Origin of the sequence: Pseudomonas sp. AAC (assembly GCF_000725445.1) — a bacterium.
GTDB lineage: Bacteria > Pseudomonadota > Gammaproteobacteria > Pseudomonadales > Pseudomonadaceae > Pseudomonas > Pseudomonas citronellolis.
This window is the reverse complement of sequence record NZ_KL647099.1, coordinates 398,224-424,277: the sequence shown is the minus strand read 5'-3', so window position 1 is coordinate 424,277 and position 26,054 is coordinate 398,224. Positions and strand designations below refer to the sequence as shown.

Below are 26,054 nucleotides of genomic sequence, written 5' to 3'. Positions count from 1 at the left end.
CCGGCCCGTTTCGGGCGCATAAAAGCAAACCCCGGCTCGTGGCCGGGGCTTGTCTGGCTCAGGCTGGCAAGCTTATCAGAACAGCTTGCGGCCCTTGTTCGCGGCGATGCGCATGCGCAGCGCGTTGAGCTTGATGAAGCCCGCGGCGTCGGCCTGGTTGTAGGCGCCGCCGTCTTCCTCGAAGGTCGCGATGTTGGCGTCGAACAGCGAGTCGTCGGACTTGCGGCCAACCACGATGACGTTGCCCTTGTACAGCTTCAGGCGCACCACGCCGTTCACGTACTCTTGGGAGGCGTCGATCATCTGCTGCAGCATCTCGCGCTCCGGGCTCCACCAGTAGCCGGTGTAGATCAGCTTGGCGTAGCGCGGCATCAGCTCGTCCTTCAGGTGAGCGACTTCGCGGTCCAGGGTGATCGACTCGATGGCGCGGTGGGCCTTGAGCATGATGGTGCCGCCGGGGGTCTCGTAGCAGCCGCGGGACTTCATGCCGACATAGCGGTTCTCGACGATGTCGAGGCGGCCGATGCCGTTGGCGCCGCCGATGCGGTTCAGCTCGGTCAGCACCTGCGCCGGGGTCATTTCCTTGCCGTCGATGGCGACGATGTCGCCCTTGCGGTAGGTCAGCTCGATGTAGGTGGGGGCGTCAGGGGCCTTCTCCGGGGAGACGGTCCACTTCCACATGTCTTCTTCGTGCTCGGTCCAGGTGTCTTCCAGCACGCCGCCTTCATAGGAGATGTGCAGCAGGTTGGCGTCCATGGAGTACGGCGACTTCTTCTTGCCGTGGCGCTCGATCGGGATGCTGTGGGTCTCGGCGTAGTCCATCAGCTTCTCGCGGGACAGCAGGTCCCACTCGCGCCAGGGGGCGATGACCTTGACGCCCGGCTTGAGCGCATAGGCGCCCAGTTCGAAGCGCACCTGGTCGTTGCCCTTGCCGGTGGCGCCGTGGGAGATGGCGTCGGCGCCGGTCTCGTTGGCGATCTCGATCAGGCGCTTGGCGATCAGCGGACGGGCGATGGAAGTACCCAGCAGGTACTCGCCTTCATAAATGGTGTTGGCGCGGAACATCGGGAAGACGAAGTCGCGGACGAACTCTTCTCGCAGGTCCTCGATGTAGATTTCCTTCACACCCAGGGCCTTAGCCTTGGCGCGGGCAGGCTCGACCTCTTCACCCTGGCCGAGATCGGCAGTGAAGGTCACCACTTCGCAGTTATAAGTATCCTGCAGCCACTTGAGAATCACCGAGGTATCCAGGCCACCGGAATACGCCAGGACTACCTTCTTCACGTCCGCCATGCCATCACTCCACGGGGGGTTGTCACGAAAACCCCCGATTCTACTGCCGCGCTTCAGGAAATTACAGAGGCGCGACAGCTTTTGACGACAAAGCGACAGATTCTATCGTGAGTGCGACTAGGCGCCGCGTGCTGGCGACTGGCCCGGCGGCGCCGAGGCCGGGGCATTGCCGGCCGGTGTCTTGGCCTGCGGGGCAGCGGGCGCGGGGGCTGGCGGCGCGGGCGGCGTCGCGCTGGGCGCGGCGGCGGGCGCCGGCGGGGTTTCCGGCACGGCCTCGCGGGACAGGTGCAGGGTCACCCGGCGATTGCGCGCGCGGTTGGCCTCGGAGTTGTTCTTCACCAGCGGGTAGCGCTCGCCGTAGAAGCGCACGGTGATCTGCTCCTCGGGCACGCCGTGGGCCTTGAGGTACTCCATCACCGCCACCGCGCGGCGCCGCGAGATGTCGCGGTTGCTCAGGCGGTTGCCGCTGTTGTCGGAATGGCCGTCCAGCTCGATGCGGTTCACCGTCGGGTCGGCCTTGAGGTACTGCAGGACGATGTCCAGCTTGGCGCGGGCCACGGCGTCCAGGGCGTCGCCGCCGCCGGGGAAGCCGACCTGCGCCTGGCGCACCTGCTCGAAGTTCACCGGCAGCATCTTCGTCGAGCAATCCTGCAACTGCGCGTAGCCATCGGCGAAACGCGCCGGCAGCAGGCGTACCCGCAGGTCCTGGCCGCCCATGGCGCGCAAGCGCACCTCGGGGCTGCGCCCTTCCAGCACGCCGTCGAGCAGGCGCCCGGCCTGCTGCTGGCTGCTGGTGAAGGGCACATCGCCGGCGACCAGGGCCACCGAGCCCAGGTTGATGTCGCCCTGGGTCGGCCGCCACGGCGGCGCCGCCGCCAGGAGCGTCGCCGAACCGCCGCCGGCCCAGTTGCGCTGCGGCTTGAGGCGGAAGGTCGGCTGCTCGCCGGCGCGCCAGACGAACTCGCCGACGCCGAAGCCGTCCACCTGTTGCGACAGGCGGCATTCGAACTGGTCGCCCGCCGCCGTCCAGCGCGCGTTCTCCAGGCGCGTCTGGAAGGTCAGCCCCCAGGCCGGCAGGCTGGCGCACAGGCCGAGCAGGAGAAAGTAGGAATGGCGCACGGACAGCTCCGGGTAATGCTGGAAAGTACCCAGGAGATATCGGACGGTCCCGGCGAAACTTGATAGCGAGTGCCGGCGGCGGGCTTTTCCGGTAGCATTTCCCCACTTCAATTCCGCTGCAAATCGTCCTCTGGTATCCCCATGTCCGACCGCCTGACCCTGCTGCGCCCCGACGACTGGCACATCCACCTGCGCGACGGCGCCGCCCTCGCCCAGACCGTCGGCGATGCCGCGCGCACCTTCGGCCGCGCCATCGTCATGCCCAACCTGGTGCCGCCGGTGCGCAACGCCGGCGAAGCCGACGCCTACCGCCAGCGCATCCTCGCCGCGCGCCCGGCCGGCAGCCGCTTCGAACCGCTGATGGTGCTCTACCTCACCGACCGCACCAGTGCCGAGGACGTGCGCAACGCCAAGGCCAGCGGCTTCGTCCACGCGGCCAAGCTGTACCCGGCCGGCGCCACCACCAACTCCGATTCCGGCGTGACCAGCATCGACAACATCTTCCACGTGCTCGAGGCCATGGCCGAGGTCGGCCTGCCGTTGCTGGTGCACGGCGAGGTGACCCGCGCCGAGGTGGACGTGTTCGACCGCGAGAAGCGCTTCATCGACGAGCACCTGGCCCGCGTGGTCGAGCGCTTCCCGACGCTCAAGGTGGTGTTCGAGCACATCACCACCGGCGATGCGGCGCAGTTCGTCCTGGCCGCCCCGGCCAACGTCGGCGCCACCATCACCGCCCACCACCTGCTGTACAACCGCAACCACATGCTGGTCGGCGGCATCCGCCCGCACTTCTATTGCCTGCCGATCCTCAAGCGCAACGTGCACCAGGAAGCCCTGCTCGACGCCGCCACCAGCGGCAGCCCGAAGTTCTTCCTCGGTACCGACTCGGCGCCCCACGCCCGCCACGCCAAGGAAGCGGCCTGCGGCTGCGCCGGCTGCTACACCGCCTACGCCGCCATCGAGATGTACGCCGAGGCCTTCGAGCAGCGCAACGCCCTGGACAAGCTGGAAGCCTTCGCCAGCTTCCACGGCCCGGACTTCTACGGCCTGCCGCGCAACGCCGACAGCATCACCCTGGTCCGCGAGGAGTGGCAGGCGCCCGCCAGCCTGCCCTTCGGCGACCATGAGGTGGTGCCCCTGCGCGCCGGCGAAAAACTGCGCTGGCGCCTGCTGGAGGCCGGCGCATGAGCGAGGAGCATTACGAAGAAGAGTTCGACGGCAACTTTCCCCCCGGCCCGCGCCACCCCATGGCGCGCCGCTTCCGCGGCTACCTGCCGGTGGTGGTGGACGTCGAGACCGGCGGCTTCAACTGCGCCACCGACGCCCTGCTGGAAATCGCCGCGGTGACCATCGGCATGGACGAGAACGGCTACCTGTTCCCGGAACATACCCATTTCTTCCGCGTCGAGCCCTTCGAAGGCGCCAACATCGAACCGGCGGCCCTGGAGTTCACCGGCATCAAGCTCGACCACCCGCTGCGCATGGCGGTGGCCGAGGAGCAGGCGCTCACCGAGATCTTCCGTGGCGTGCGCAAGTCGCTGAAGGCCAACGGCTGCAAGCGGGCGATCCTGGTCGGCCACAACAGCAGCTTCGACCTGGGCTTCCTCAACGCCGCGGTGAACCGCACCGGGATCAAGCGCAACCCGTTCCACCCCTTCTCCAGCTTCGACACCGCCACCCTCGCCGGCCTGGCCTACGGCCAGACGGTCCTGGCCAAAGCCTGCCAGGCCGCCGGCATGGAGTTCGACAACCGCGAGGCGCACTCGGCGCGCTACGACACCGAGAAGACCGCGGAGCTGTTCTGCGGGATCGTCAACCGCTGGAAGGAATGCGGTGGGTGGATGGAGGATGAGGACTGATCCTTGTTCTTGGCCCTTTGCTATGAGAAAGCCCCGCCGATGCGGGGCTTTTTTATTGGATCGATGCCTGGGGCTGTTCGTGCCACCGGGGCGTCCGGCGTGGCCGGTGAACCCCATCGCGGACGGAGTCCGCTCCTACGCCCGTACCTCCCTGAACCTCAGGCTTACGCCGAGGTGCTCTTCGTAGGATGGGTTGAGCTTGCGATACCCATGCTGCCGTGGTGATGGGTATCGCTTCGCTCAACACCATCCTACGAAAAGCCATGCTTCCTGGAACCGTAGGAGCGGACTCCGTCCGCGATTGGGCCCTTCCCCCCCGAAAGACCGTTCGTCGACACGCCAAAAAGTCTTCTCTCAAGCTTTGACAATCATTCTCATTAACATTAGTATCGACGCCAACAACCCCACACCAGTAGTGCCATCCATGTACGTCTGCCTCTGCCAAGGTGTTACCGATACCCAGATCCGCGACGCGATCTATGAGGGATGCTGCAGTTACCGCGAAGTGCGTGAAAGCACCGGCGTCGGCACTCAGTGCGGCAAGTGCGCCTGCCTCGCCAAGCAGGTGGTCCGCGAGACCCTCGGCGACCTGCAGGGCGCACAAACGATGAACTACTCGCTGGCCTATGCCGCCAGTTGAGCGATGCCGATTCGGCATACGCCAGAAGAACCGGGCCCAGGCCCGGTTTTTTTATGCCCGCAATTCAAGGATTTAGCGTCTAACTGCGGAATGAAAACATTCGTATTCATATTCCTTTTTATAACTAAATCAATAGCTTACGTTTGACATCCGGTTATAAGAGGGCGAAAATTCCAGTCCTACCCACTCCACACGGCAGGACTCGGCATGAAAGGCGACAAGAAAGTCATCCAGCATCTGAACAAGGTCCTCGGTAACGAGCTGATCGCCATCAATCAATACTTCCTGCACTCGCGCATGTGGAACGACTGGGGCCTGAAGCGCCTCGGCGCCCACGAGTACCACGAGTCGATCGACGAGATGAAGCATGCGGACAAGCTCATCGAGCGCATCCTCTTCCTCGAGGGCCTGCCCAACCTGCAGGACCTGGGCAAGCTGCTGGTCGGCGAGAACACCCAGGAAATGCTGCAGTGCGACCTGAACCTGGAACTCAAGGCCGCGAAGGACCTGCGCGACGCCATCGTGCATTGCGAAAGCGTGCATGACTACGTCAGCCGCGACCTGCTCAAGAACATCCTCGAATCCGAGGAAGAGCACATCGACTACCTGGAGACCCAGCTCGGCCTGATCCAGAAGGTCGGCCTGGAGAACTACCTGCAGTCGCACATGCACGAAGACGACTGACGGTTGCGGGCGCCGCCTCGCGCGGCGCCCCCGCCCTTCCCTACCCCGCCTGCTGCGGGCGGCGCACCAGGTGCGCCCAGAACAGCAGCCCCGCGCACAGCCCCACCACCACCAGCAACGCCTGGCGCAGGCCGATGTGCTCGGCCAGGATGCCGATCAGCGGCGGCCCCAGAAGCAGCCCGCCATAACCGAACGACGCCACCGCCGCGACCCCGCTCGATGCCTCCACGCCCGGCCGGTTGCCGGCCGCGCCGATGAGGATCGGCACCACCACCGACAGGCCCAGGCCGACCAGGGCGAAGCCCGCCACCGAGAACTCGACGCGGCCGCCGAACAGCGCCAGCAGCATGCCGGCGATGGCCAGCAGGCTGAGCCCCCGCACCAGGGCCACGTCGGCGACATGCACGCGCAACCGGTCGCCGAACAGCCGGCCGATCACCATGGTCGCCGAGAAGGCGGCGAAGCCTAGCGCGGCCATCCGCTCCGAAGCGCCCAGCACGCTGTGCAGCAGCAGCGCGCTCCAATCCGCCACCGCGCCTTCGGAGACGAAGGCGCAGAGCGTCAGCAGCCCCAGGCCGACCAGCGCCGCCGGCGGCAGCCGGAGCCCCCGCCGGCGCGGTTGCGCGTCGGCCTGAGGTTCGCTGCGCCCTTCCAGCAGGCGCCGGCCGAACAGCGGCAGGGCCAGCAGCGCCAGCGCGGCGAGCAGGCTGAAGTGCCAGAACGGTGTGAACCCCGCCAGCAAGGCCGCGCCCAGCGCGCCGAGCAGGCCGCCGAGGCTGTACATGCCATGCAGGCTGGACAGGCAGGGCCGGCCCAGCAGGCGCTCCACCTCCACCGCCTGGGTGTTCATCGCCACGTCCAGGGTGGCGAAGGTCAGCCCTACCAGCAGCAGCGCGAGAGCCAGCGCCCACCAGCTCTGGCACAGGCCCAGCAGCGGGAACACCAGCAGCAGCGCCGCGGCGCTGGCCAGGGTCACCCGCCGGCTGCCGAGGCGCCGCACCAGGGAGCCGGCGAAGGAGAACGCCAGCAATGCGCCGAGCCCGGCGCCCAGCAGCGCCTGGCCCAGGCCCTGTTCGTCGACGCCGGCGAGGTTCTTCAGCGCCGGGATGCGCCCCATGGCGCTGCCATGCACCAGCCCGCCGGCGCCGAAGCAGAAGGCGCAGGCCCAGCGGGCCGCGCGGGCTCTCTTGCGGTCGTCCATCGGTTCGAATCCTTTCTCCGCACAAATGAAAAACCCCGCGCTGGCGCGGGGTTCTTCGCTACGGCGACTACGCCTGCGATCAGGCTTCGGTCTTGCCGACGGCCTGCTTGATCAGCGGCTGCAGTTCGCCCTTTTCGAACATCTCGACGAGGATGTCGCTACCGCCGACCAGTTCGCCCCCCACCCACAGCTGCGGGAAGGTCGGCCAGTTGGCGTACTTCGGCAGGTTGGCGCGGATTTCCGGGTTCTGCAGGATGTCCACGTAGGCGAATTTCTCGCCGCAGGCCATCAGCACCTGCGCGGCACGGGCGGAAAAACCGCACTGCGGAGCGTTCGGCGAACCTTTCATGTACAGCAGGATGGGGTTGTTGGCGATCTGCTCTTTGATGGTATCGATGATGTCCATTGGCTAACCTCGGCTGAACTTCGCTACTGCCCGGCAATGCAGCCGGTACTTTGCCGACAGTGTACCGGAAAGCCGAGCACAGCGCTCGGCTTTGCCGCGCGACTCAGGCCGCCTCCACCTCCACCGGCACGCCGTTGAGCGCGGCGTTGCCGGACAGCGCGTCGAGGTGGCGCTCGTCGGTCAGGTCGTTGGCGCTGGCGCCGCCCTGCTCGCTGGCAATGGCCAGTTGCACGCCGGGGCGCGCATGGCCCCAGCCGTGGGGCAGGCTGACCACGCCGGCCATCACCTCGTCGCTGGCCGCCACCTCGATCTCGACGCTGCCCACCCGCGAACGCACCCGCACCCGCTGGCCGTCCACCAGGCCGCGGCTGGCCAGGTCCCGGGGGTGCATCAGCAACTGGTGGCGCGGCTTGCCCTTCACCAGGCGGTGGTAGTTGTGCATCCAGGAGTTGTTGCTGCGCACGTGGCGGCGGCCGATCAGCAGCAACTGGCCCTCGGCCGGCGCCGGGGTGTCGGCGAAGCGCCCGAGGTCGGCGAGGAACAACGCCGGCGCGGCTTCCACCTGCCGGCTGGGAGTCTTCAGGCGCGCCGCCAGGTTCGGCCGCAGCGGGCCCAGGTCGAGGCCGTGGGGATGCTCGCGCAGCCGCGCCAGGCTGAGCTTGTGCTCGCTGGCATCGCCATAGGGACCGAAGCGCAGGCCCATGTCGATCATCTGTTCCGGCGCCACGGTCGGCTTCAGCTCGGTGCCCTGGCGCGCAGCATAGGCCTTGGCCAGGCCGACGAAGATCTCCCAGTCGTGCAGCGCGCCGGCGGGCCTGGGCAGCACCGCCTCGTTGAAGCGGGTGACGTTGCGCACCGCGAAGACGTTGAAGGTGCTGTCGTAGTGCTCGTGCTCCAGCGGCGCGGTGGGCGGCAGGATGAGGTCGGCGTAGCGCGTGGTCTCGTTGATGTAGAGGTCGATGGCGAGCATGAACTCCAGGCCGTCCAGGGCCTGCTCCAGGCGCCGCCCGTTGGGGGTGGAGAGCACCGGGTTGCCGGCCACGGTGATCAGCGCGCGGATCTGGCCCTCGCCCTCGCTGAGCATTTCCTCGGCCAGGGCCGCCACCGGCAGCTCGCCGCCGTACTCCGGCAGGCCGGACACCCGGCTGCGCCAGCGGCCGAAGGCGCCGCCGGAAGTGCTCGCCACCAGGTCCACGGCCGGCGTGGTGCAGAGGCTGCCGCCGACGCGGTCGAGGTTGCCGGTGACCAGGTTGATCAGTTGCACCAGCCATTGGCAGAGGGTGCCGAAGCGCTGGGTGGAAACGCCCATGCGCCCGTAGCACACCGCCTTGTCGGCGGCGGCGAAGTCCCGGGCCAGCTCGCGGATGCTCGCCACCGGCACGCCGCAGCGCTGCGCCATGGCCTCGACGCCGAAGGGCGCCAGCGCCGCGCGCACCTCCTCCAGCCCAACCACCGGCAGGTGGCTGGCGCGCCCCAGGTGCTCACCGAACAACACGTCGAGGATGCCCAGCAGCAGCGCCGCGTCCTGCCCCGGACGGATGAACAGGTGCTGGTCGGCCAGCGCCGCGGTCTCGGTGCGCCGCGGGTCCACCACCACCAGGCGGCCGCCGCGGGCCCTCAGGGCCTTGAGGCGTTTCTCCACGTCCGGCACGGTCATGATGCTGCCGTTGGAGGCCAGCGGGTTGCCGCCGAGGATCAGCATGAAGTCGGTGTGGTCGATGTCCGGGATGGGGATCAGCAGGCCGTGGCCGAACATCTGCTGGCTGACCAGGTGGTGCGGCAGCTGGTCCACCGAGGTGGCCGAGTAGCGGTTGCGCGTCTTCAACTGGCCGAGGAAGTAGTTGCTGTGGGTCATCAGCCCGTAGTTGTGCACGCTGGGGTTGCCCTGGTACACGGCCACCGCGTCGTTGCCGTGGCGCTCGCGGATCTCCGCCAGGCGCGCGGCGACCAGCTCGAAGGCCTCGTCCCAGGCGATCGGCTGCCACTCGCCGCCGACCCGCCGCATCGGCTGGCGCAGGCGGTCGGGGTCGTTCTGGATGTCTTGCAGGGCCACTGCCTTGGGGCAGATGTGGCCGCGGCTGAAGCTGTCCTGCGCATCGCCCTTGATCGACAGGATGCGCTGCTCCTCGGTTTCGATGGTCAGGCCGCAGATGGCCTCGCACAGGTGGCACGCACGGTGGTGGAGGGTCTTGCTCATGGCTCGCCTCTTGTTGTTGCGCCGGCCTTCATGGGCCGGTCGTTACCAGAGCGAGCACTATGGAACCGCGCCGCGGCGAACGCCACAAGCCTAAGTGCAGTGAATCGAGGGATATAGACGTGAATCGGGCCGGCACGAGGCCGGCCCTCCACCAGGGGACGACGGTCGGCAGAGGGGGGATGCCGACCGTGCCGGCATCAGCGGATGCCGGCGATGTTGCCTTTGTTGCCGGTGACCTTGACGTCGACCTTCTTGAACACGAAGTAGTCCTGTACCGACACCTCGTAGCGCGGCGCAACGATCAGGTCGGCGCCGGAGCTCTTGACGGCCTTGAAGGCCGCGGCGGACTTGACGCTGGACACCGGGTCGAAGGACAGCAGCGAGCCGCCGTCGGTGCCGCCGTAGGCCACGCCGTCGGCGAACTGGTTGTCGCCGCCGAACTTGAGGAAGCCGAACAGGATGTTCACCGAGGATTGGCCGGTGATCGGCTCGCCGACGCGGACGTCGGCCTTGAGGTCGGTGCTCACCACGCCATCCATGGGCGCCGACGGCTGGTTGACGTTGTAGCTGGTGCAACCGCTGGCGGTCACGATCACCGCTGCCAGGGCGGTGCTCATCCATAGTTTCTTCATTGAAAGCTTCTCCTAATGGCTTGTGCCGCCGGACTCGGCGGCGGCGAAAAGCTATCAAGGGAGACGCGGGCATTTATGTAGTCCCGCTCGCCAGACCCAATAGGACCTTTCCGTTCGTTTGCGAAATGTTCCGAAACCCGCCGTCACCGGGCCCGGCGGGGCTCTCCGCGGCAAACTTGCGTGGATGCGTAATTTCCTTATAGGATCGCGTCTTCCCCCTAAATTTCCGCTGCATGCGGTCAGGCCGCAGGTTCAGTCCGTTTTTTCTCGAAAAGCCGGCCAGACCCTCGGTCGCAACTCTGAGAACAAGCAGTAGGTACTGAATCATGAGCGCAAGGCACTTCCTCTCGATGCTGGATTACACGACCGACGAACTCCTCGGTCTGATCCGCCGCGGCAGCGAGCTGAAGGACCTGCGCGACCGAGGCGTGCTCTACGAGCCACTGAAGAACCGCGTGCTGGGCATGATCTTCGAGAAGGCCTCCACCCGCACGCGGATCTCCTTCGAAGCCGGCATGATCCAGCTCGGCGGCCAGGCGATCTTCCTCTCCCCGCGCGACACCCAGCTGGGCCGCGGCGAACCCATCGCCGACGCGGCGAAGGTGATGTCGCGCATGGTCGACGCGGTGATGATCCGCACCTTCGCCCACAGCACCCTCACCGAGTTCGCCGCCAACTCCCGCGTACCGGTGATCAACGGCCTGTCCGACGACCTGCACCCCTGCCAGCTGCTGGCCGACATGCAGACCTTCCACGAGCACCGCGGCAGCATCGCCGGCAAGACGGTGGCCTGGATCGGCGACGGCAACAACATGTGCAACAGCTACATCGAGGCGGCCATCCGCTTCGACTTCCAGCTGCGCGTGGCCTGCCCCGAAGGCTACGAGCCCAGCGCCGCGCTGCAGGAACTGGCCGGCGAGCGCGTGCGCGTGGTGCGCGACCCGCGCGAGGCGATGGCCGGCGCGCACCTGGTGAGCACCGACGTCTGGGCCTCCATGGGCCAGGAAGACGAAGCCCAGGCGCGCCTGCGCACCTTCCGCCCCTACCAGGTGAGCCGCGAACTGCTCGACGGCGCCGCCGCGGACGTGCTGTTCATGCACTGCCTGCCGGCGCACCGTGGCGAGGAGATCAGCGAGGACCTGCTGGACGACCCGCGTTCGGTGGCCTGGGACCAGGCGGAGAACCGCCTGCACGCGCAGAAGGCACTGCTCGAACTGCTGGTCGAGCACGCCCACTACGCCTGACCTTCACCCAGCCGCACGGCCCCGGCCCGCCGTGCGGCACGGGGTCGCCGCGTTCGCGCCGGCGAGTAATTCTCATTCGCCGCGTGTAAACTCTCTGCCTCCGCTTCTTTCTCCACGGCCCGATCCATGACCCGACCGCTGTTGCTCGAACTCAGAAACCTCTCCTGTGGCTATGGGCAGCAGCGCGTGGTGCAGGACGTCAGCCTGCACCTGAACGCCGGCGACATCGGCTGCCTGCTGGGCCCTTCCGGCTGCGGCAAGACCACCACCCTGCGCGCCATCGCCGGGTTCGAGCCGGTGCAGGCAGGCGAGATCCACCTGGCCGGCGAAGCCATCTCGCGCCCCGGCTTCACCCTGGCGCCGGAGAAGCGCCGCATCGGCATGGTGTTCCAGGACTACGCGCTGTTCCCGCACCTGACGGTGGAGGACAACGTCGCCTTCGGCATCCGCAAACACCCCGAACGCCGGCGCATCGTCACCGAGCTGCTGGAGCTGGTGAAGCTCGACAAGCTCGGCCGGCGCTACCCCCACGAGCTGTCCGGCGGCCAGCAGCAGCGCGTGGCCCTGGCCCGCGCGCTGGCCCCCGAGCCGCTGCTGCTGCTGCTCGACGAGCCCTTCTCCAACCTTGACGTGGAGCTGCGCCGCAAGCTCAGCCACGAGGTCCGCGAAATCCTCAAGGCGCGCGGCACCAGCGCCGTGCTGGTGACCCACGACCAGGAAGAGGCCTTCGCCGTCAGCGACCAGGTCGGCGTGTTCAAGCACGGTCACCTGGAGCAGTGGGACACTCCCTTCAACCTCTACCACGAGCCGCAGACGCCCTTCGTCGCCAGCTTCATCGGCCAGGGCTACTTCATCCGCGGGCAGATGCTCGACCCGGACAGCGTACAGACCGAACTGGGCGTGCTGCGCGGCAACCGCGCCTACAGCCTGCCCCAGGGCAGCGCGGTGGACGTGCTGCTGCGCCCGGACGACCTCGTCTACGCCCCGCAGGGCACCCTGAAGGCGCGCATCGTCGGCAAGTCGTTCCTCGGCGCGGCAACCCTGTACCGCCTGCAACTGGCCACCGGCACCCTGCTGGAGTCGATCTTCCCCAGCCATGCCGACCACCAGCCGGGCGAGGAAGTGGGCATCGGCGTGGCCGCCGACCACCTGGTGCTGTTCCAGGCCGAGGGTAGCGTGGCGCTGGACTCGGCGCGCTGACGCCGCCCCGTTGTTCGTGCCGGTGAATCCCATCGCGGGCAGGGCCCGCTACAGGTTGCCGGGAAGCACAGTATTCCTCCCCGTAGGAGCGGACCTTGTCCGCGATAGCCGGACAATCCGGCGCGATTCGCGGATGAGATCCGCTCCTACGCTGCCCCACCCACGCCATTCCCATGTAGGAGCGCGCCCTGCGCGCGAATCGCGGGCAGGGCCCGCTACAGGTTGTCGGGAAGCACGGTATTCCTCCCCCGTAGCGGACCTTGTCCGCGATGGCCGGGCATATCGGCGCGGTTCGCGGATGAGATCCGCTCCTACGCTGCCCCACCCACGCCATTTCCATGTAGGAGCGCGCCCTGCGCGCGAATCGCGGGCAGGGCCCGCTCCTACAGGTTGCTGGGAAGCACGGTATGCCTCCCCCGTAGCGGACCTTGTCCGCGATAGCCGGACGATCCGGCGCGATTCGCGGATGAGATCCGCTCCTACGCTGCCCCACCCACGCCATTTCCATGTAGGAGCGCGCCCTGCGCGCGATTTCGCGGGCAGGGCCTCCTACAGGTTGCCGGGAAGCACGGCATGCCTCCCCCGTAGGAGCGGACTCTGTCCGCGATTCGGCGGATAACGCCGTAGTGATCAGCATTACGCCGCGGCTCAGGCCTTCTCCGCCTGCCCCGCCTCGACGATGGCCAGCACCGCCGCTTCGTCCACCACGTCCATCTGCTCCGGCCGCAGGAAGCGCTCGCCGTACTCGCGGTACACGCCGCTGGCCACGAACAGCCGGAACAGCCCCGCGTCCACATGACGGTCGCGGGCCATGCAGGCGAGGATCTTCAGCGACTCGGACAGCGTCTTCGGCGCCTTGTAGGGGCGGTCGGCGGCGGTCAGCGCCTCGAAGATGTCGGCGATGGCCATGATCCGCTCGGGAATGCTCATCGCCTCGCCCGACAGCCGCCGCGGGTAGCCGGTGCCGTCCATCTTCTCGTGGTGGTTGGCGGCGATGGTCGGCACCCGGCGCAGGTGCCGGGGCAACGGCAGCGCGCTGAGCATCATCAGCGTCTGGACGATGTGCTCGTTGATCTTGAAGCGCTCCTCGTCGGTCAGGGTGCCGCGGCGGATGCCCAGGTTGTACAGCTCGCCGTAGTGGCTGGCGAAGGCCGGCAGGCGCATGTCGAAGCCCCAGGTGTTGCGCGGGTCGTCCTTGGCCACCGGCGGCTTGCGTTCGCCCCAGGGCACCTGGTGCGCGGGCTTGTCGGCCAGCAGGCGTTCCTCCGCCGGCAGCGGCTCGACCGGCGTCGCGGCCAGGCGCTCGGCTTCGTCGTGGGAAATGCCGATGCGGTCGTCGAAGTGCCGCCACCAGCGGCGCTCGCCGATGCGCGCCAGGCGCTCGATGTCCTCGTCCTTCATGAACTCGCCGCCGACGTTGGCCTGGGCGACGAAAGCGAAGTCCTCGCGCAGCGCCTGCTGCTCGGCATCGCGCCGCTCGCGCAGCTGGCTTTCCTCGCCGCCCTCGGCGCGGCCGCGCCAGTAGCGGATGTCGGCGTCGCGCCAGAGCACCTCGAAGCGCATGCGGACTTCGTGCAGGCGGTTGTACAGGGTCTCCAGCTTGGTGGCCTTGTCCACCACGTACTCGGGGCTGGTGATCTTGCCGCAGTCGTGCAGCCAGGCGGCGATCTGGAATTCGTAGCGCTCGGCGTCGCTCATGGCGAAGGCCGCGTAGGGCCCATCGCGGTCGTCGATGGCCTTCTGCAGCAGCATGCCGGCCAGTTGCGGGACGCGCTCGCAGTGGCCGCCGGTGTAGGGGCTCTTGGCGTCGATGGCGTCGGCCAGCAGCTTGATGATGGCGTCCAGCAGGCGCTGCTGCGCCTCGATCAGCTGGCGCGTCTCGATGGCCACGGCGGCGGCGCCGGACAGCTCCTCGACGAAACGTTTGAACGGCCGCCGCGGCGTGCGCCGGCGCTCGCCCTCCTCCTGCAGTTGCAGCACCAGGATGCCCAGCAGTTCCTCGCTGCGGTTGCGCAGCGGCACCTCCATGTGCCGGCCGCGGCCGCTCAGGGCCTGGTCCAGCAGGCTGGCCAACTGTGCCTCGTCGAAGCCCTCGATGAGCAGCGACTGCGGGTAGTGCTCGCCGTTCACCGCGCAGGCCTGCGCCAGGCGGTTGTCCTGTTCCTGCAGCAGGTACACCGCGCCGCCCTGCACGCCGGTGGCCACCACCAGGCGCGACAGCACCTCGGCGAGCATGCTGTCCAGGCGCGTCTCGCGGCTCAGGCTGAGGGTGATGCCCTGGAAGTTGTGGATGGTCCGCGACATGCCGCCGAGCACCCGGCTCAGCTCGCGCACCTCGCGGATCTTCGAGTCGACGCCCACCGGCCGGGCGAAGTCGAAGGCCGCCAGCGCCCCCACCTGGTCGGCCAGGGCCCGCAGCGGGCGGGCGATGCGCCGGCCGATCAGCCAGCCGAGCAGCAGCAGGGCCAGCAGTAGCGCGCCGCTCCAGGCGGCCTGGCGCAGCAGCATCTGCCGCGCGCCGGCCAGCAGTTCGTCGGCCGGGATGCCGATCAGCACCCGCGCCTGGCCGCTGGCGAAACTCACCAGCGGCACCCAGATGCCGTACCAGTCCTGCCCCGCCACCTGGTAGCGCTGCGGCGTGCCGGGCGGGCCGCCGAGCTCCACCAGGCGTTCCAGGCTGGGCACGCCGAGTTCGTCGAGATGGGCCAGGCGCACTTCGTCGCCCCGGTGCAGCAGCAAACGCTCCAGGTCCGGGTAGGCGATCACCGTGTTCTGCGCGCCGAGCACCGCCAGCTCGGTGTTGGCGGTCTGGCGCAGGCCGCCCATTTCGGTGGCCAGGTCGTCCACCGAGGCGTCCATGCCGATCACCGCCGCGCCGTCGACGCTGCGCAGGGCCAGGGTCAGGCCGATCTCCTGGGTGGTGAAGAACACGTAGGGCTGCGTCAGCACCGTGCCCTTGCCGGCATAGGCGTCCTTGTACCAGGGGCGCTGGCGCGGGTCGTAGCGGTAGTCGGGGCGTTCCTGGCGCTGCAGCAGCTGCAGGCGCGCGTCGTAGAAGCGCCACTCGCCGACCAGCGCGCCCTGCTCGCCGAGGGTCTGGCTCTGCACCAGGTAGAAGGTCTTCTCCGGGGCCTTGAGCGCCTGGCGCGCCTTGGCCGTGCGCAGGGCGCGGATCAGCAGGAACTCGCCGTTCGGGTAGCCGACGTAGAGCGCGCTGAGGGTGCGGTTGGCGCGCAGGTTCTCGGCCAGCATCGGCAGGCGTTCCAGGCGCGCCGGCAGGTTGTCGGTCTGCGAGATGCCGTCGTAGCTGAGCAGGCGCAGGGTGTTCTGCGCCGGGTCGAGCAGCCGGCGGATGCGCTCGTTGACCGTCACCCCGAGCTGCGCTGCGGATTCCCCCGCCGCCGTCACCAACGCCCCTTCCACGCCCCGGTAGCCCTGCACCAGCAGGGACACGGCCAGCACCAGCATGCTCAGGATGATGGCGCCGGTCACAAGGACCTGCAGGGGGATGCCGCGTTTGTCTGCCCTCATGGTGCCTCGTCCTGTCCGCCTTGCCCGTCGGGGGTCGGCCGGTAGCCGTTGTCGAGAAGCGCCGCGGCGACGTCCAGCGGCGCGTTGCGCAGGAAGATGCGGACCAGCGAGCCGTCCAGCCGCAGGTCCTCGAACAGGCGCTGCCACTGCGCGCTCTGCGCCGCATTGAAACGCCCGCGGGCCAGCACCAGGCTGCGCGGCACGCCGGGCCCGCGGGCCACGTCGATGCCACGGAAGCGGTGGCGCAGCGCCGGCTCGTGGAGCAGCCCGGCCAGGCTCAGTTCGTGGCCGATCAGCCCGTCCACCTCGCCGCCCAGCAGGGCGTTGAAGCAGGCCGTCTCGTCGACGTATTCGCGCACCCGCCCCTCGCTGCGCAGGATGCGCAGCATGGCGTCCAGGTAGGGGCCGTGGTTGTAGCCGGCGACCGCGCCCAGGCGCACGCCCGGCAGCGCATGGAAGTCGTCCAGGCTGTGCAGGTCGGCGGACAGGTCCAGCGGCACGATCAGCCGTTCGCGCAGGCGCAGGTAGGGCACGAAGTAGGCGTAGCGGCGCTGCTCGACGGTGGCCACGGCGCTGGTGGCCATGTCCAGTTCGCCGCGCTGCAGGGCCGTCCAGATCTGCGCCCGCGGCCGCACCGAGACCTCGAAGGCGCAGCCGGTGCGACGCGCCAACTCCGCCACCAGGTCAGCGTCCAGGCCCTTGCCGTCGTGGTAGAACACCTGGTTGCGGTAGAACGCCAGGCGCACCGGTTGCGCGCAGCCGTAGGGGTCATCCGCAGCCGCGGGCGGGGCCGGGCAGGCCAGCACGGCGAAAACCAGCCCGGTTCGCAAAACAGGGTGCACGACCATGAATCCGACCCATCCGTTGTGTCGGCCAGGGAGGAGCGCAACGACCTCTTCCGCGGCAGGAGAATTAGTAAGAAAGAGCTGTAGGAAAGTGTAATAGGAGGCTGGCCTTTTGCCGGAAAAACGCAGTTCGTCGGATTCCACCCCGGCGGCGGCGGGAAAACGCCCGCCACAGGCTTGCGGCGGGCGAACCGTCCTGCTTAACTCTGGCCCATGCGTGACTCATCGGTCACGCATCACGTCCAAGAAGATTTTTTCCGCTCGGCACTTCTCGCCCAGCCTTTCCTACCTGCCTCGAAAGCCCCGCGCACGGCCCTCCCGAAGAGGTTCGGCGCTTCGCTTTTGCACTTATAAGCTGTTGAAAATAAAAGAAATATGAACTTTCGCCAGGTGACATGAAGCTGTCACCTCAAGGCGCTTTCCTTCTGCCTGGTAGTTCTCTCGTACCCAATCGTGGGTGCATCCATTCGAGCTGCGTATGGAGGAAGCGACATGAGGCCGGAAACCGCCGTCGTCGAAATTCTGCAACACCGGGTCTACACGGAGTTCCACGCGAACAGGGAAGCACGCCAGACCATCATCCTGGTCAACGGCTCGCTGGCTACTACCGCCTCCTTTGCGCAAACGGTGAAATACCTGCAACCGCACTTCAACGTGGTCTGCTACGACCAGCCCTATGCCGGCCGGTCCAGGGCGCACAACGACTGCCGCGAATTCATCAGCAAGGAATACGAGGCGCAGCTGCTGCTCGGGCTGATCGAGCACTACCGCGCCGACGTGGTGATGTCCTTCTCCTGGGGCGGGGTGGCCACCCTGCTGGCCCTGGCGCAGCGCCCGAGCCGCATCCGCAAGGCGGTGATCAGTTCCTTCTCGCCGCTGCTCAACGCCGCGATGCTCGACTACCTGCACCGCGGCCTGGACTACCTGGGCGCCTGCGACCGGCCGAACATCGCCAACCTGGTCAACGACACCATCGGCCGCTACCTGCCGCAGCTGTTCAAGCGCTACAACTTCCGCCACGTCGCCGGCCTGGACGAGCACGAGTACCGGCAGATGCACTTCCACGTCTGCCAGGTGCTCAAGCTCAGCGCCGAGAGCTACATGGAGAAGTTCGCGGCCATCGACATCCCGCTGCTGTTCCTCAACGGCGAGCTGGACCTCTACACCACGCCGGCCGAGGCCAAGCTGTTCCAGCAGCTGATCCGCGATTGCGAGTTCCGCACCATCCGCAATGCCGGGCACTTCATCGATGTCGAGCACAAGCAGGGCTGGCAGGACACCCGCGATGCCCTGCTCGGCTTCCTCAAGCCGCAGCGCCAGCCGGTCAGCCTGTCCCTGGGCAACGGCTACCTGCCCAACCACGAAGGCATTCCGCTGGCCGCCCTGGCCGGCTGAACGCCCCGTCCCGTCGTCCGGCTCCCGCCTTCCCGGCGGGTGGCCGAGGCCTTCCCGCAGCCGTGATGGCAATCCGCAGGGCTCGCGGCCTCGCTCCCCACGCACTACTATCCGCTTAAGCCCCACCCTCACCGGGCCGCCCTTGCGGCCATATCGGGGCAGGACACCGCCACCCGCGCGGTCGAGTACCCAGGTGCCCTCCCGGGCATCCGCACCAATGGAAGCTGTAATGTCCCCCAGACCCACCATCAATGCCTCGGTCAGCCCCAAGGGCACCCTCGAAACCCTGTCCCAGCGCGAAGTCCAGCAACTCAGCGAAGCCGGCACGGGCAGCGTCTACCAACTGTTCCGCCAGTGCGCCCTGGCCATCCTCAACACCGGCGCGCGCATCGACAACGCCAAGACCATCCTCGACGCCTACCGCGACTTCGAGGTGCGCATCCACCAGCAGGACCGCGGCGTGCGCCTGGAGCTGGTCAACGCGCCAGCCGACGCCTTCGTCGACGGCGAGATGATCGCCGGCACCCGCGAGATGCTCTTCAGCGCCCTGCGCGACATCGTCTACACCGCCAACGAGCTGGACAACCAGCGCGTCGACCTGCACACCTCGCAAGGCATCACCGACTACGTCTTCCACCTGCTGCGCAACGCGCGCACCCTGCGCCCGGGCGTGGAGCCGAAGATAGTCGTGTGCTGGGGCGGCCACTCCATCAGCACCGAGGAGTACAAGTACACCAAGAAGGTCGGCCACGAGCTGGGCCTGCGCAACCTGGACGTCTGCACCGGCTGCGGCCCGGGCGTGATGAAGGGGCCGATGAAGGGCGCCACCATCGGCCATGCCAAGCAGCGCCACCACGGCGGCCGCTACCTGGGCCTGACCGAGCCGGGGATCATCGCCGCCGAGGCGCCCAACCCGATCGTCAACGAACTGGTGATCCTGCCGGACATCGAGAAGCGCCTGGAGGCCTTCGTCCGCGTCGGCCACGGCATCATCATCTTCCCCGGCGGCGTCGGCACGGCGGAGGAATTCCTCTACCTGCTGGGCATCCTCATGCACCCGGACAACCAGGACCTGCCCTTCCCCCTGGTGCTCACCGGCCCGCGCAGCGCCTCGGCCTACTTCGAGCAGCTGCACGCCTTCGTCGGCGCCACCCTGGGCGAGGCGGCGCAGCAGCGCTACCAGATCATCGTCGACAACCCGGCCGAAGTGGCGCGGCACATGGCCCAGGGCCTGAAGGAGGTCAAGCAGTTCCGCCGCGAGCGCAACGACGCCTTCCACTTCAACTGGCTGCTGAAGATCGACGTCGGCTTCCAGCGCCCCTTCGACCCCACCCACGAGCACATGGCCGCCCTGCAGCTGAGCACCGACCTGCCGGCCCACGAACTGGCCGCCAACCTGCGCCGGGCGTTCTCCGGGATAGTCGCGGGCAATGTCAAGGAAAAGGGCGTGCGCGCCATCGAGGAATTCGGCCCCTACGAAATCCACGGCGAACCCGCGCTGATGCGACGCCTGGATGAACTGCTGCACGCGTTCGTCAAGCAGCACCGGATGAAGCTGCCGGGTGGGGCGGCGTATGAGCCGTGCTATCGGGTGGTGGAGGGCTGAGTTACGCCGCGCGCCCTGCGCGCGAATCGCGGGCAGGGCCCGCTCCTACGGGAGCCGCTATTGCGCTCGGGTATTGGCCAGCTTTTCGTAGGAGCGAGCTTGCTCGCGAACGAGGTAACCGGCGGCTCCGCTGCCATGCCAACCTCCGCGCCCTCTCCCTAACCCTCTCCCTGAAGGGAGAGGGGACCGTTGGGCAGGGTTTGATGTTATGGCGTTAGCCGGCCACATCAATGGTTTCCAACTGAAACCATTCCTCCTCTCGGCACGAACTAGCCCCCTCTCCCTTCAGGGCGGGGCGCGCAGCCGAGGGCTGGGGAGAGGGGCGGCGCCCACCCAACACACCGAAACCACCGGCAAGCACCCCACAAAGAACACCCTCACTCCCCCTGCAAATTCGCCTCCACCCGCGCCAACAACCCCTGCAACTGCTCCCGCTCCTGCGCGCTGAACCCCCGCACCGCCACCTCCGACAAATGCCGGCCCAGCCCTTCCACCTCGGCGTAAACCGCCTGACCCGCAGCGCTCAGGCTCAGGCACACGCTGCGCTTGTCCAGCACATCGGCGCTGCCCTCCAGCAAACCACGGTTGCGCAGACCCTGGATCAGCCGGGCGATCTGCGCCTTGTCGCGGCCGCTGTGTTCCACCAGTTGGCGCTGGGTGGCGCCCGGGCGGCGGGCGAAGAAGGCCAGCACCTTGAATTCCATGTGCGTCAGGTCATGGGGGCCGTCGCGCAGTTCGCGGTATTGCCGCGAACGGTACAGGTGCATGACGGAGTGGATGGTTTCGAGAACGTCGTCGGCTTTCATGGCTATACGGTTGACTTTATCAACTAATGATTCTTATGATCGTTGATATTATCAACCATAGCCCAAGAGGGCCACCCATGACTCAAGCCACCCAACAACGCCGCGTGCAACGCGTCCGCCACGAACTGCGCATGCGCGAAGTACAGGTCGCCCGCCGCGAACAGCTCAGCCCGCACTTCGTCAGCCTCACCTTCGCCGGCGAAGCCCTGGCCGATTTCGTCTCCGCCGGCTTCGACGACCACGTCAAGTTCATGTTCGAGGACGACGACGGCAGCATCGTGCGCCGCGACTACACCCCGCGCCGCTTCAACGCCGAGGCCCGCGAGCTGACCGTGGAGTTCGCCCTGCACGGCCACGGCAAGGCCTGCCAGTGGGCCGAGCACGCCCAGGTCGGCGACAACGCGGTGATCGGCGGCCCGCGCGGCTCGATGATCGTCCCGCTGGACTTCGCCTGGCACCTGTTCGTCGCCGACGCCACCGGCCTGCCCGCCGTGCACCGGCGCCTGGAGGAAATGCCGGCCGGCACCCGCGCCATCGTCCTGCTGCAGGTGGAGGCGGCCGACCGTCGCCAGTTCACCACTGCCGCCGACCTCGAACTGCGCTGGTTCGATGACGGCGAAACCCTGCTGGCCGCCGTCGAGGCCCTGCGCCTGCCCGCCGGCGAAGGCTTCGCCTGGGGCGCCGGCGAGGCCGCGGCCATGGTCCGCGTGCGCAACCTGCTGCTGGAGAAGGGCCAGGCGAAGGAAGCCATGCGCGTCGCCGCCTACTGGCGCCAGGGTGAATCCGACTACCACGAAGAACTCAGCCAGTGAAACCCGCCCGCCAGGCGTCGCCGGCCCCGGCAACGCCTGCGCAAGCACCCCATAAACAAAACCGATACCCGCTTAAGGATTTCCCAGAGGCAGGCCCCGCCCCTTGAGCCTTACAGTCGCCCCACGCCGAAAAACGGCGAGGTGATTCCTGCCGGTCATCATCGTTTTCGAAGCCTGTTGGAATTTTCACCACTACAAGAACAAAAGGTGAACGCGAATGCTCAAGCAAACCGTCGACGTCAAAGACTGGATCGACAACCGGCCGATCTCGGCCTACCAGTGGCTCATCCTCTCGCTGTGCTTCCTCATCGTCCTGTTCGACGGTTTCGACGTCGCCGTGATGGGCTTCATCGCCCCGTCGCTGATGCAGGAGTGGGGCCTGTCCCGCGCCGCCTTCGGCCCGGTGATGAGCGCCGGGATGATCGGCCTGGCCATAGGCGCTCTGACCGCCGGCCCCTACGCCGACCGCCTCGGCCGCAAGAAGGTGCTGCTGATCGCGGTGACCGGTTTCAGCCTGCTCAGCCTGGCCTGCGCCTTCGCCCGCAGCCCCTACGAACTGGCCTTCCTGCGCCTGCTCACCGGCGTCGCCCTGGGCGCGGCCATGCCCAACAGCACCACGCTACTGGCCGAATACCTGCCCGAGCGCAGCCGCTCGCTGCTGATCACCATCATGTTCACCGGCTTCAACATGGGCTCGGGCCTGGGCGGCTTCCTCGCCGCCTGGCTGATCCCGCACCACGGCTGGCAGGCGGTGCTGCTCGCCGGCGGCCTGCTGCCGCTGGCCCTGCTGCCCTTGCTGCTGTGGCTGCTGCCCGAGTCCGCGCGCTTCATGGCCGCGCGCAAGGCCCCGGCCGAGCAGATCGCCGCCGCCCTGGCCAAGCTCGGCGGGCACTTCGCCGAAGGCACCCGCTTCAGCGTCAGCGAGCCGCCGGTGCAGCACAAGGCGCCGGTGCGCCAGCTGTTCGACGGGCGCTTCCGCCTGGGCACCCTGGCGCTGTGGGCCACCTACTTCATGGGCCTGCTGGTGATCTACCTGACCATGGGCTGGCTGCCCACCCTGCTGCGCGACGGCGGCCTGTCCATCGAACGCGCCGCCACCATCACCGGGCTGTTCCAGATCGGCGGCACCGTCGGCGCCATCGTGGTCGGCTGGATCATGGACCGGCGCAACCCCAACCGCGTCATCGCCATCGCCTACGCCCTGGGCGGGCTGTGCATCGTCAGCCTCGGCGCGCTGAGCCTGGAATCCAGCCTGCTGGTGCTCGGCGTGACCGCCGCCGGCTTCTGCATGAGCGGCGCGCAGACCGGCCTCAACGCCTTCGCCCCGGGCTACTACCCCACCGAGTTCCGCGCCACCGGGGTAAGCTGGATGCTCGGCATCGGCCGCTTCGGCGCCATCTTCGGCTCGCTCATCGGCGGCGCGGTGCTCAGCCTCGGCCTGGGCCTGCCGCTGCTGTTCACCTTCCTCGGCCTGCCGGCGTTCGTCGCGGCCCTGGCGATCCTGGCCAACGGCCACGCCCGGCGCCGCGCGAGCCAGGTACTGGCCACGCAGTAACCTGAACCAGAGGACCCCGTCATGGCACGCATCATTGGTGGCCTAGCCGTCTCCCACACCCCGACCATCGGCTTCGCCGTCGACCACGACAAACAGGAAGAGGCGGCCTGGGCGCCGATCTTCAAGAGCTTCGAGCCGATCCGCGCCTGGCTCCAGGAACAGCGCCCGGACGTGCTCTTCTACATCTTCAACGACCACGTCACCTCGTTCTTCTTCGACCACTACAGCGCCTTCACCCTCGGCGTCGACGACCGCTATGGCGTCGCCGACGAGGGCGGCAACCCGCGGGAGCTGCCGCCGGTGGGCGGCCACGCGGCGCTGTCGCGGCACATCGGGCAGAGCCTGATGGCCGACGAGTTCGACATGAGCTTCTTCCGCGACAAGCCGCTGGACCACGGCTTCTTCTCGCCGATGTCGGCGCTGCTGCCCTGCGCCGACGGCTGGCCGCTGCAGATAGTGCCGCTGCAGGTCGGCGTGCTGCAGCTGCCGATCCCCAGCGCGCGACGCTGCTACAAGCTCGGCCAGGCCCTGCGCCGCGCCATCGAGAGCTACCCGGAGGACCTCAAGGTCGCCATCGTCGCCACCGGCGGCGTGTCGCACCAGGTCCACGGCGAGCGCTGCGGCTTCAACAACCCGGAGTGGGACGCGCAGTTCATCGAGCTGCTGGTCAACGACCCCGAGCGCCTGACCGAAATGACCGTCGCCGAATACGCCACCCTCGGCGGCATGGAAGGCGCCGAGGTGATCACCTGGCTGATCATGCGCGGCGCGCTGTCCGCCAGCGTCGACAAGCTGCACCAGGACTACTACCTGCCGTCCATGACCGGCATCGCCACCCTGCTGCTGCAGAACCGCGACCAGCGCCTGCCGGCCCCGGCCATCGAGCGCCATCGCCAGCACATGCAGCACCAACTGGCCGGCGCCGAGCAGTTGGAAGGCACCTACCCCTACACCCTGGAGCGCAGCGCCAAGGGCTACCGGCTGAACAAGTTCCTGCACCGCATGATCGAGCCGCAGTGGCGCCAGCGCTTCCTCGCCGAGCCCGAGGCGCTGTACGCCGAGGCCGAACTCAGCGAGGAAGAGCGCGACCTGCTGCGCCGCCGCGACTGGCGCGGGCTGATCCACTACGGGGTGATCTTCTTCGTGCTGGAGAAACTCGGCGCGGTGCTCGGCGTCTCCAACCTGGACATCTACGCCGCCATGCGCGGCCAGAGCCTGGAAGACTTCATGAAGACGCGCAACCAGCAGGTGCGCTACTCGGTGGCCGGCAAGGCCCCGCGCTAACCCCGCTCCCCCCCAGCTTCACCGCCCACCAGCGACGCCACCGCGCCGCTGGCCGGCGACGCTTTGCCCAAGAAACGGAGAACAACAACAATGATCCGCCCGCCCCACAAGCACCGTCTCGTCTGCACCCTGGCCCTGGCCTCGGCCCTGCCGCTGGAGGCGCTGGCCGAAGGCTTCCTCGACGACGCCAAGTCCAGCCTGACCCTGCGCAACTTCTACATGAACCGCGACTACACTGGCGATGCCGCCCAGGGCAAGGCCGAGGAATGGACGCAGAGCTTCATCCTCGACTTCAAGTCCGGCTTCACCCAGGGCACCGTGGGCTTCGGCCTGGATGTGCTCGGCCTGTACAGCATCAAGCTCGATGGCGGCCGCGGCACCGCCGGCACCCAGCTGCTGCCGGTGCACGACGATGGCCGCCCGGCCGATGATTTCGGCCGCCTGGCGGTGGCCGGCAAGGCACGGGTATCGAAGACCGAACTGAAAGTCGGCGAATGGGCGCCGGCGCTGCCGATCCTGCGTTCCGACGATGGCCGCTCGCTGACGCAGACCTTCCAGGGCGCGCAACTCACCTCGAAGGAACTCGCCGGGCTGACCCTCTACGGCGGCGAATTCCGCCAGAACAGCCCGCGCAACGACGCCAGCATGGAGGACATGAGCCTGTTCAACCGCACGGCCTACACCTCCGACCGCTTCGACTTCGTCGGCGGCGAATACCGCTTCAACCACGAGCGCACCCTGGTCGGCCTGTGGAACGCCGAGCTGAAGGACATCTACCAGCAGCAGTACCTGCAGGTGCAGCACTTCCAACCGCTGGGCGACTGGGTGCTGGGCGCCAACCTCGGCTACTTCTGGGGTAAGGAAGACGGCAGCGCCAAGGCCGGCGACCTGGACAACCGCACCGCCTCGGGGATGTTCTCGGCGAAGGTCGGCGGCAACACCTTCTACGTCGGCCTGCAGAAGGTCATGGGCGACGACGAGTGGTTCCGCGTCAATGGCGCCAGCGGCGGCACCCTGGCCAACGACGCCTTCGGCTCCAGCTTCGAGAGCGCCAGGGAACACTCCTGGCAACTGCGCCACGACTACGACTTCGCCGCCCTCGGCGTGCCCGGCCTGACTCTGATGAACCGCTACATCCACGGCGACAACGTGCACAACGCCAGCACCGACGACGGCACCGAATGGGCCCGCGAGAGCGAGCTGGCCTACACCGTGCAGTCCGGACCGCTGAAGATGCTGAACGTCAAATGGCGCAACTCCAACATGCGCCGCGACTGGGGGCGGACCAACAGCTTCGACGAGAACCGGTTGATCGTGAGTTATCCGTTGAACCTGTTGTAGACCCCACGCCGAGGCGCTTTCGTAGGATGGGTTGAGCTTGCGAAACCCATGCGGCCATGGCGATGGGTATCGCTTCGCTCAACCCATCCTACGACTGCCCCACCCGCACCATTCCAATGTAGGAGCGCGCCCTGCGCGCGATTTCGCGGGCAGGGCCCGCTCCTACAGGTTTCCGCGAGGCATGGCATTCTCCCCCGTAGGAGCGGACCTTGTCCGCGATAGCCGGGCGTTCCGGCGCGATTCGCGGATAAGATCCGCTCCTACGCCGCCCCACCCACACCATTCCAATGTAGGAGCGCGCCCTGCGCGCGAATCGCGGGCAGGGCCCGCTCCTACAGGTTTCCGCGAGGCATGGCATTCTCCCCCCGTAGGAGCGGACCTTGTCCGCGATAGCCGGAACCTCC

The 26,054-nt window shown here is 67.8% G+C and carries 21 protein-coding genes; 12 read left to right on the top strand and 9 right to left on the bottom strand.

The genetic code is table 11. The features are described from left to right. Positions 1 to 75 precede the first annotated feature (75 nt). Positions 76 to 1,293, bottom strand: coding sequence for an argininosuccinate synthase (locus FG99_RS23190; protein WP_043272494.1), 1,218 nt, complete (start codon positions 1,291 to 1,293; stop codon positions 76 to 78). A 117-nt stretch (positions 1,294 to 1,410) separates the two neighbouring features. Continuing rightward, positions 1,411 to 2,412 (bottom strand): flagellar protein MotY, encoded by a 1,002-nt coding sequence (locus FG99_RS23185; protein ID WP_043272493.1) that lies wholly within the window; start codon positions 2,410 to 2,412, stop codon positions 1,411 to 1,413. 141 nt (positions 2,413 to 2,553) lie between these two features. Here FG99_RS23185 and pyrC point away from each other — a divergent pair, with 141 nt between their 5' ends. The 4 genes from pyrC to bfrB all read left to right on the top strand — a co-directional run bounded on the left by pyrC (position 2,554) and on the right by bfrB (position 5,595). After that, complete coding sequence (gene pyrC / locus FG99_RS23180) at positions 2,554 to 3,600, top strand: dihydroorotase (protein WP_043272492.1); 1,047 nt, start codon at positions 2,554 to 2,556, stop codon at positions 3,598 to 3,600. Next, complete coding sequence (gene rnt / locus FG99_RS23175) at positions 3,597 to 4,271, top strand: ribonuclease T (RefSeq protein WP_009618408.1); 675 nt, start codon at positions 3,597 to 3,599, stop codon at positions 4,269 to 4,271. The genes pyrC and rnt overlap by 4 nt, the downstream gene beginning before the upstream one ends. Positions 4,272 to 4,695: 424 nt before the next feature. Continuing rightward, a complete protein-coding gene (locus FG99_RS23170) occupies positions 4,696 to 4,911 on the top strand; it encodes a bacterioferritin-associated ferredoxin (RefSeq protein ID WP_009618406.1) in 216 nt (71 codons plus the stop codon). 207 nt (positions 4,912 to 5,118) lie between these two features. Further along, positions 5,119 to 5,595 carry a bacterioferritin BfrB gene (gene bfrB, locus FG99_RS23165; RefSeq protein WP_009618404.1) on the top strand — a complete coding sequence of 159 codons (477 nt, stop codon included), beginning with the start codon at positions 5,119 to 5,121 and terminating at the stop codon, positions 5,593 to 5,595. Between the two features lie 40 nt (positions 5,596 to 5,635). Here bfrB and FG99_RS23160 read toward each other — a convergent pair whose 3' ends face one another. The 4 genes from FG99_RS23160 to FG99_RS23145 all read right to left on the bottom strand — a co-directional run bounded on the left by FG99_RS23160 (position 5,636) and on the right by FG99_RS23145 (position 10,031). Next, positions 5,636 to 6,796, bottom strand: coding sequence for an MFS transporter (locus FG99_RS23160; protein WP_043272491.1), 1,161 nt, complete (start codon positions 6,794 to 6,796; stop codon positions 5,636 to 5,638). Between the two features lie 79 nt (positions 6,797 to 6,875). Next, positions 6,876 to 7,202, bottom strand: coding sequence for a Grx4 family monothiol glutaredoxin (gene grxD / locus FG99_RS23155; RefSeq protein ID WP_009618392.1), 327 nt, complete (start codon positions 7,200 to 7,202; stop codon positions 6,876 to 6,878). 103 nt (positions 7,203 to 7,305) lie between these two features. Next, positions 7,306 to 9,399, bottom strand: a complete 2,094-nt coding sequence (locus tag FG99_RS23150; RefSeq protein WP_043272490.1) for a molybdopterin oxidoreductase family protein — start codon at positions 9,397 to 9,399, stop codon at positions 7,306 to 7,308. A gap of 197 nt (positions 9,400 to 9,596) precedes the next feature. Further along, complete coding sequence (locus FG99_RS23145) at positions 9,597 to 10,031, bottom strand: hypothetical protein (RefSeq protein ID WP_009618388.1); 435 nt, start codon at positions 10,029 to 10,031, stop codon at positions 9,597 to 9,599. A gap of 326 nt (positions 10,032 to 10,357) precedes the next feature. On the opposite strand from FG99_RS23145, the gene argF reads away from it, so the two are divergent. Next, positions 10,358 to 11,275, top strand: a complete 918-nt coding sequence (gene argF, locus FG99_RS23140; protein WP_043272489.1) for an ornithine carbamoyltransferase — start codon at positions 10,358 to 10,360, stop codon at positions 11,273 to 11,275. Positions 11,276 to 11,401: 126 nt separating this feature from the next. Continuing rightward, complete coding sequence (locus FG99_RS23135; protein WP_043272488.1) at positions 11,402 to 12,475, top strand: ABC transporter ATP-binding protein; 1,074 nt, start codon at positions 11,402 to 11,404, stop codon at positions 12,473 to 12,475. 648 nt (positions 12,476 to 13,123) lie between these two features. On the opposite strand, the gene FG99_RS23130 is transcribed toward FG99_RS23135, so the two are convergent. Both FG99_RS23130 and FG99_RS23125 read right to left on the bottom strand, forming a co-directional pair. Continuing rightward, positions 13,124 to 16,006, bottom strand: coding sequence for an HD domain-containing phosphohydrolase (locus FG99_RS23130; RefSeq protein WP_043272487.1), 2,883 nt, complete (start codon positions 16,004 to 16,006; stop codon positions 13,124 to 13,126). Further along, positions 16,003 to 16,854 (bottom strand): substrate-binding periplasmic protein, encoded by an 852-nt coding sequence (locus FG99_RS23125; RefSeq protein WP_043272486.1) that lies wholly within the window; start codon positions 16,852 to 16,854, stop codon positions 16,003 to 16,005. The genes FG99_RS23130 and FG99_RS23125 overlap by 4 nt, the downstream gene beginning before the upstream one ends. Before the next feature lie 489 nt (positions 16,855 to 17,343). On the opposite strand from FG99_RS23125, the gene FG99_RS23120 reads away from it, so the two are divergent. Then, entirely contained in the window at positions 17,344 to 18,246 is a 903-nt protein-coding gene (locus FG99_RS23120) for an alpha/beta fold hydrolase (RefSeq protein ID WP_009618378.1), read from the top strand. A 229-nt stretch (positions 18,247 to 18,475) separates the two neighbouring features. After that, positions 18,476 to 19,852 carry a nucleotide 5'-monophosphate nucleosidase PpnN gene (gene ppnN / locus FG99_RS23115; protein ID WP_043272485.1) on the top strand — a complete coding sequence of 459 codons (1,377 nt, stop codon included), beginning with the start codon at positions 18,476 to 18,478 and terminating at the stop codon, positions 19,850 to 19,852. 377 nt (positions 19,853 to 20,229) lie between these two features. On the opposite strand, the gene FG99_RS23110 is transcribed toward ppnN, so the two are convergent. Beyond that, the gene (locus tag FG99_RS23110; protein ID WP_043272484.1) at positions 20,230 to 20,658 is read right to left on the bottom strand and encodes a MarR family winged helix-turn-helix transcriptional regulator; all 429 of its coding nucleotides are present in this window, start codon (positions 20,656 to 20,658) and stop codon (positions 20,230 to 20,232) included. A 77-nt stretch (positions 20,659 to 20,735) separates the two neighbouring features. On the opposite strand from FG99_RS23110, the gene FG99_RS23105 reads away from it, so the two are divergent. From FG99_RS23105 to FG99_RS23090, 4 genes are all read left to right on the top strand, one after another. After that, the gene (locus FG99_RS23105) at positions 20,736 to 21,470 is read left to right on the top strand and encodes a siderophore-interacting protein (protein WP_043272483.1); all 735 of its coding nucleotides are present in this window, start codon (positions 20,736 to 20,738) and stop codon (positions 21,468 to 21,470) included. A gap of 217 nt (positions 21,471 to 21,687) precedes the next feature. Then, positions 21,688 to 23,025, top strand: coding sequence for an MFS transporter (locus FG99_RS23100; protein ID WP_043272482.1), 1,338 nt, complete (start codon positions 21,688 to 21,690; stop codon positions 23,023 to 23,025). Between the two features lie 21 nt (positions 23,026 to 23,046). Then, positions 23,047 to 24,309, top strand: coding sequence for a gallate dioxygenase (locus FG99_RS23095; RefSeq protein ID WP_043272481.1), 1,263 nt, complete (start codon positions 23,047 to 23,049; stop codon positions 24,307 to 24,309). Between the two features lie 90 nt (positions 24,310 to 24,399). After that, complete coding sequence (locus FG99_RS23090) at positions 24,400 to 25,650, top strand: OprD family porin (protein WP_043272480.1); 1,251 nt, start codon at positions 24,400 to 24,402, stop codon at positions 25,648 to 25,650. Positions 25,651 to 26,054: the final 404 nt, after the last annotated feature.

Bases quoted from the DNA above. Each gene is read 5' to 3' on its own strand.
- FG99_RS23190 (WP_043272494.1), bottom strand. From the start codon at position 1,293: ATGGCGGACGTGAAGAAGGTAGTCCTGGCGTATTCCGGTGGCCTGGAT.
- pyrC (WP_043272492.1), top strand. From the start codon at position 2,554: ATGTCCGACCGCCTGACCCTGCTGCGCCCCGACGACTGGCACATCCAC.
- rnt (WP_009618408.1), top strand. From the start codon at position 3,597: ATGAGCGAGGAGCATTACGAAGAAGAGTTCGACGGCAACTTTCCCCCC.
- FG99_RS23170 (WP_009618406.1), top strand. From the start codon at position 4,696: ATGTACGTCTGCCTCTGCCAAGGTGTTACCGATACCCAGATCCGCGAC.
- bfrB (WP_009618404.1), top strand. From the start codon at position 5,119: ATGAAAGGCGACAAGAAAGTCATCCAGCATCTGAACAAGGTCCTCGGT.
- FG99_RS23160 (WP_043272491.1), bottom strand. From the start codon at position 6,796: ATGGACGACCGCAAGAGAGCCCGCGCGGCCCGCTGGGCCTGCGCCTTC.
- grxD (WP_009618392.1), bottom strand. From the start codon at position 7,202: ATGGACATCATCGATACCATCAAAGAGCAGATCGCCAACAACCCCATC.
- FG99_RS23150 (WP_043272490.1), bottom strand. From the start codon at position 9,399: ATGAGCAAGACCCTCCACCACCGTGCGTGCCACCTGTGCGAGGCCATC.
- FG99_RS23145 (WP_009618388.1), bottom strand. From the start codon at position 10,031: ATGAAGAAACTATGGATGAGCACCGCCCTGGCAGCGGTGATCGTGACC.
- argF (WP_043272489.1), top strand. From the start codon at position 10,358: ATGAGCGCAAGGCACTTCCTCTCGATGCTGGATTACACGACCGACGAA.
- FG99_RS23135 (WP_043272488.1), top strand. From the start codon at position 11,402: ATGACCCGACCGCTGTTGCTCGAACTCAGAAACCTCTCCTGTGGCTAT.
- FG99_RS23130 (WP_043272487.1), bottom strand. From the start codon at position 16,006: ATGAGGGCAGACAAACGCGGCATCCCCCTGCAGGTCCTTGTGACCGGC.
- FG99_RS23125 (WP_043272486.1), bottom strand. From the start codon at position 16,854: ATGGTCGTGCACCCTGTTTTGCGAACCGGGCTGGTTTTCGCCGTGCTG.
- FG99_RS23120 (WP_009618378.1), top strand. From the start codon at position 17,344: ATGAGGCCGGAAACCGCCGTCGTCGAAATTCTGCAACACCGGGTCTAC.
- ppnN (WP_043272485.1), top strand. From the start codon at position 18,476: ATGTCCCCCAGACCCACCATCAATGCCTCGGTCAGCCCCAAGGGCACC.
- FG99_RS23110 (WP_043272484.1), bottom strand. From the start codon at position 20,658: ATGAAAGCCGACGACGTTCTCGAAACCATCCACTCCGTCATGCACCTG.
- FG99_RS23105 (WP_043272483.1), top strand. From the start codon at position 20,736: ATGACTCAAGCCACCCAACAACGCCGCGTGCAACGCGTCCGCCACGAA.
- FG99_RS23100 (WP_043272482.1), top strand. From the start codon at position 21,688: ATGCTCAAGCAAACCGTCGACGTCAAAGACTGGATCGACAACCGGCCG.
- FG99_RS23095 (WP_043272481.1), top strand. From the start codon at position 23,047: ATGGCACGCATCATTGGTGGCCTAGCCGTCTCCCACACCCCGACCATC.
- FG99_RS23090 (WP_043272480.1), top strand. From the start codon at position 24,400: ATGATCCGCCCGCCCCACAAGCACCGTCTCGTCTGCACCCTGGCCCTG.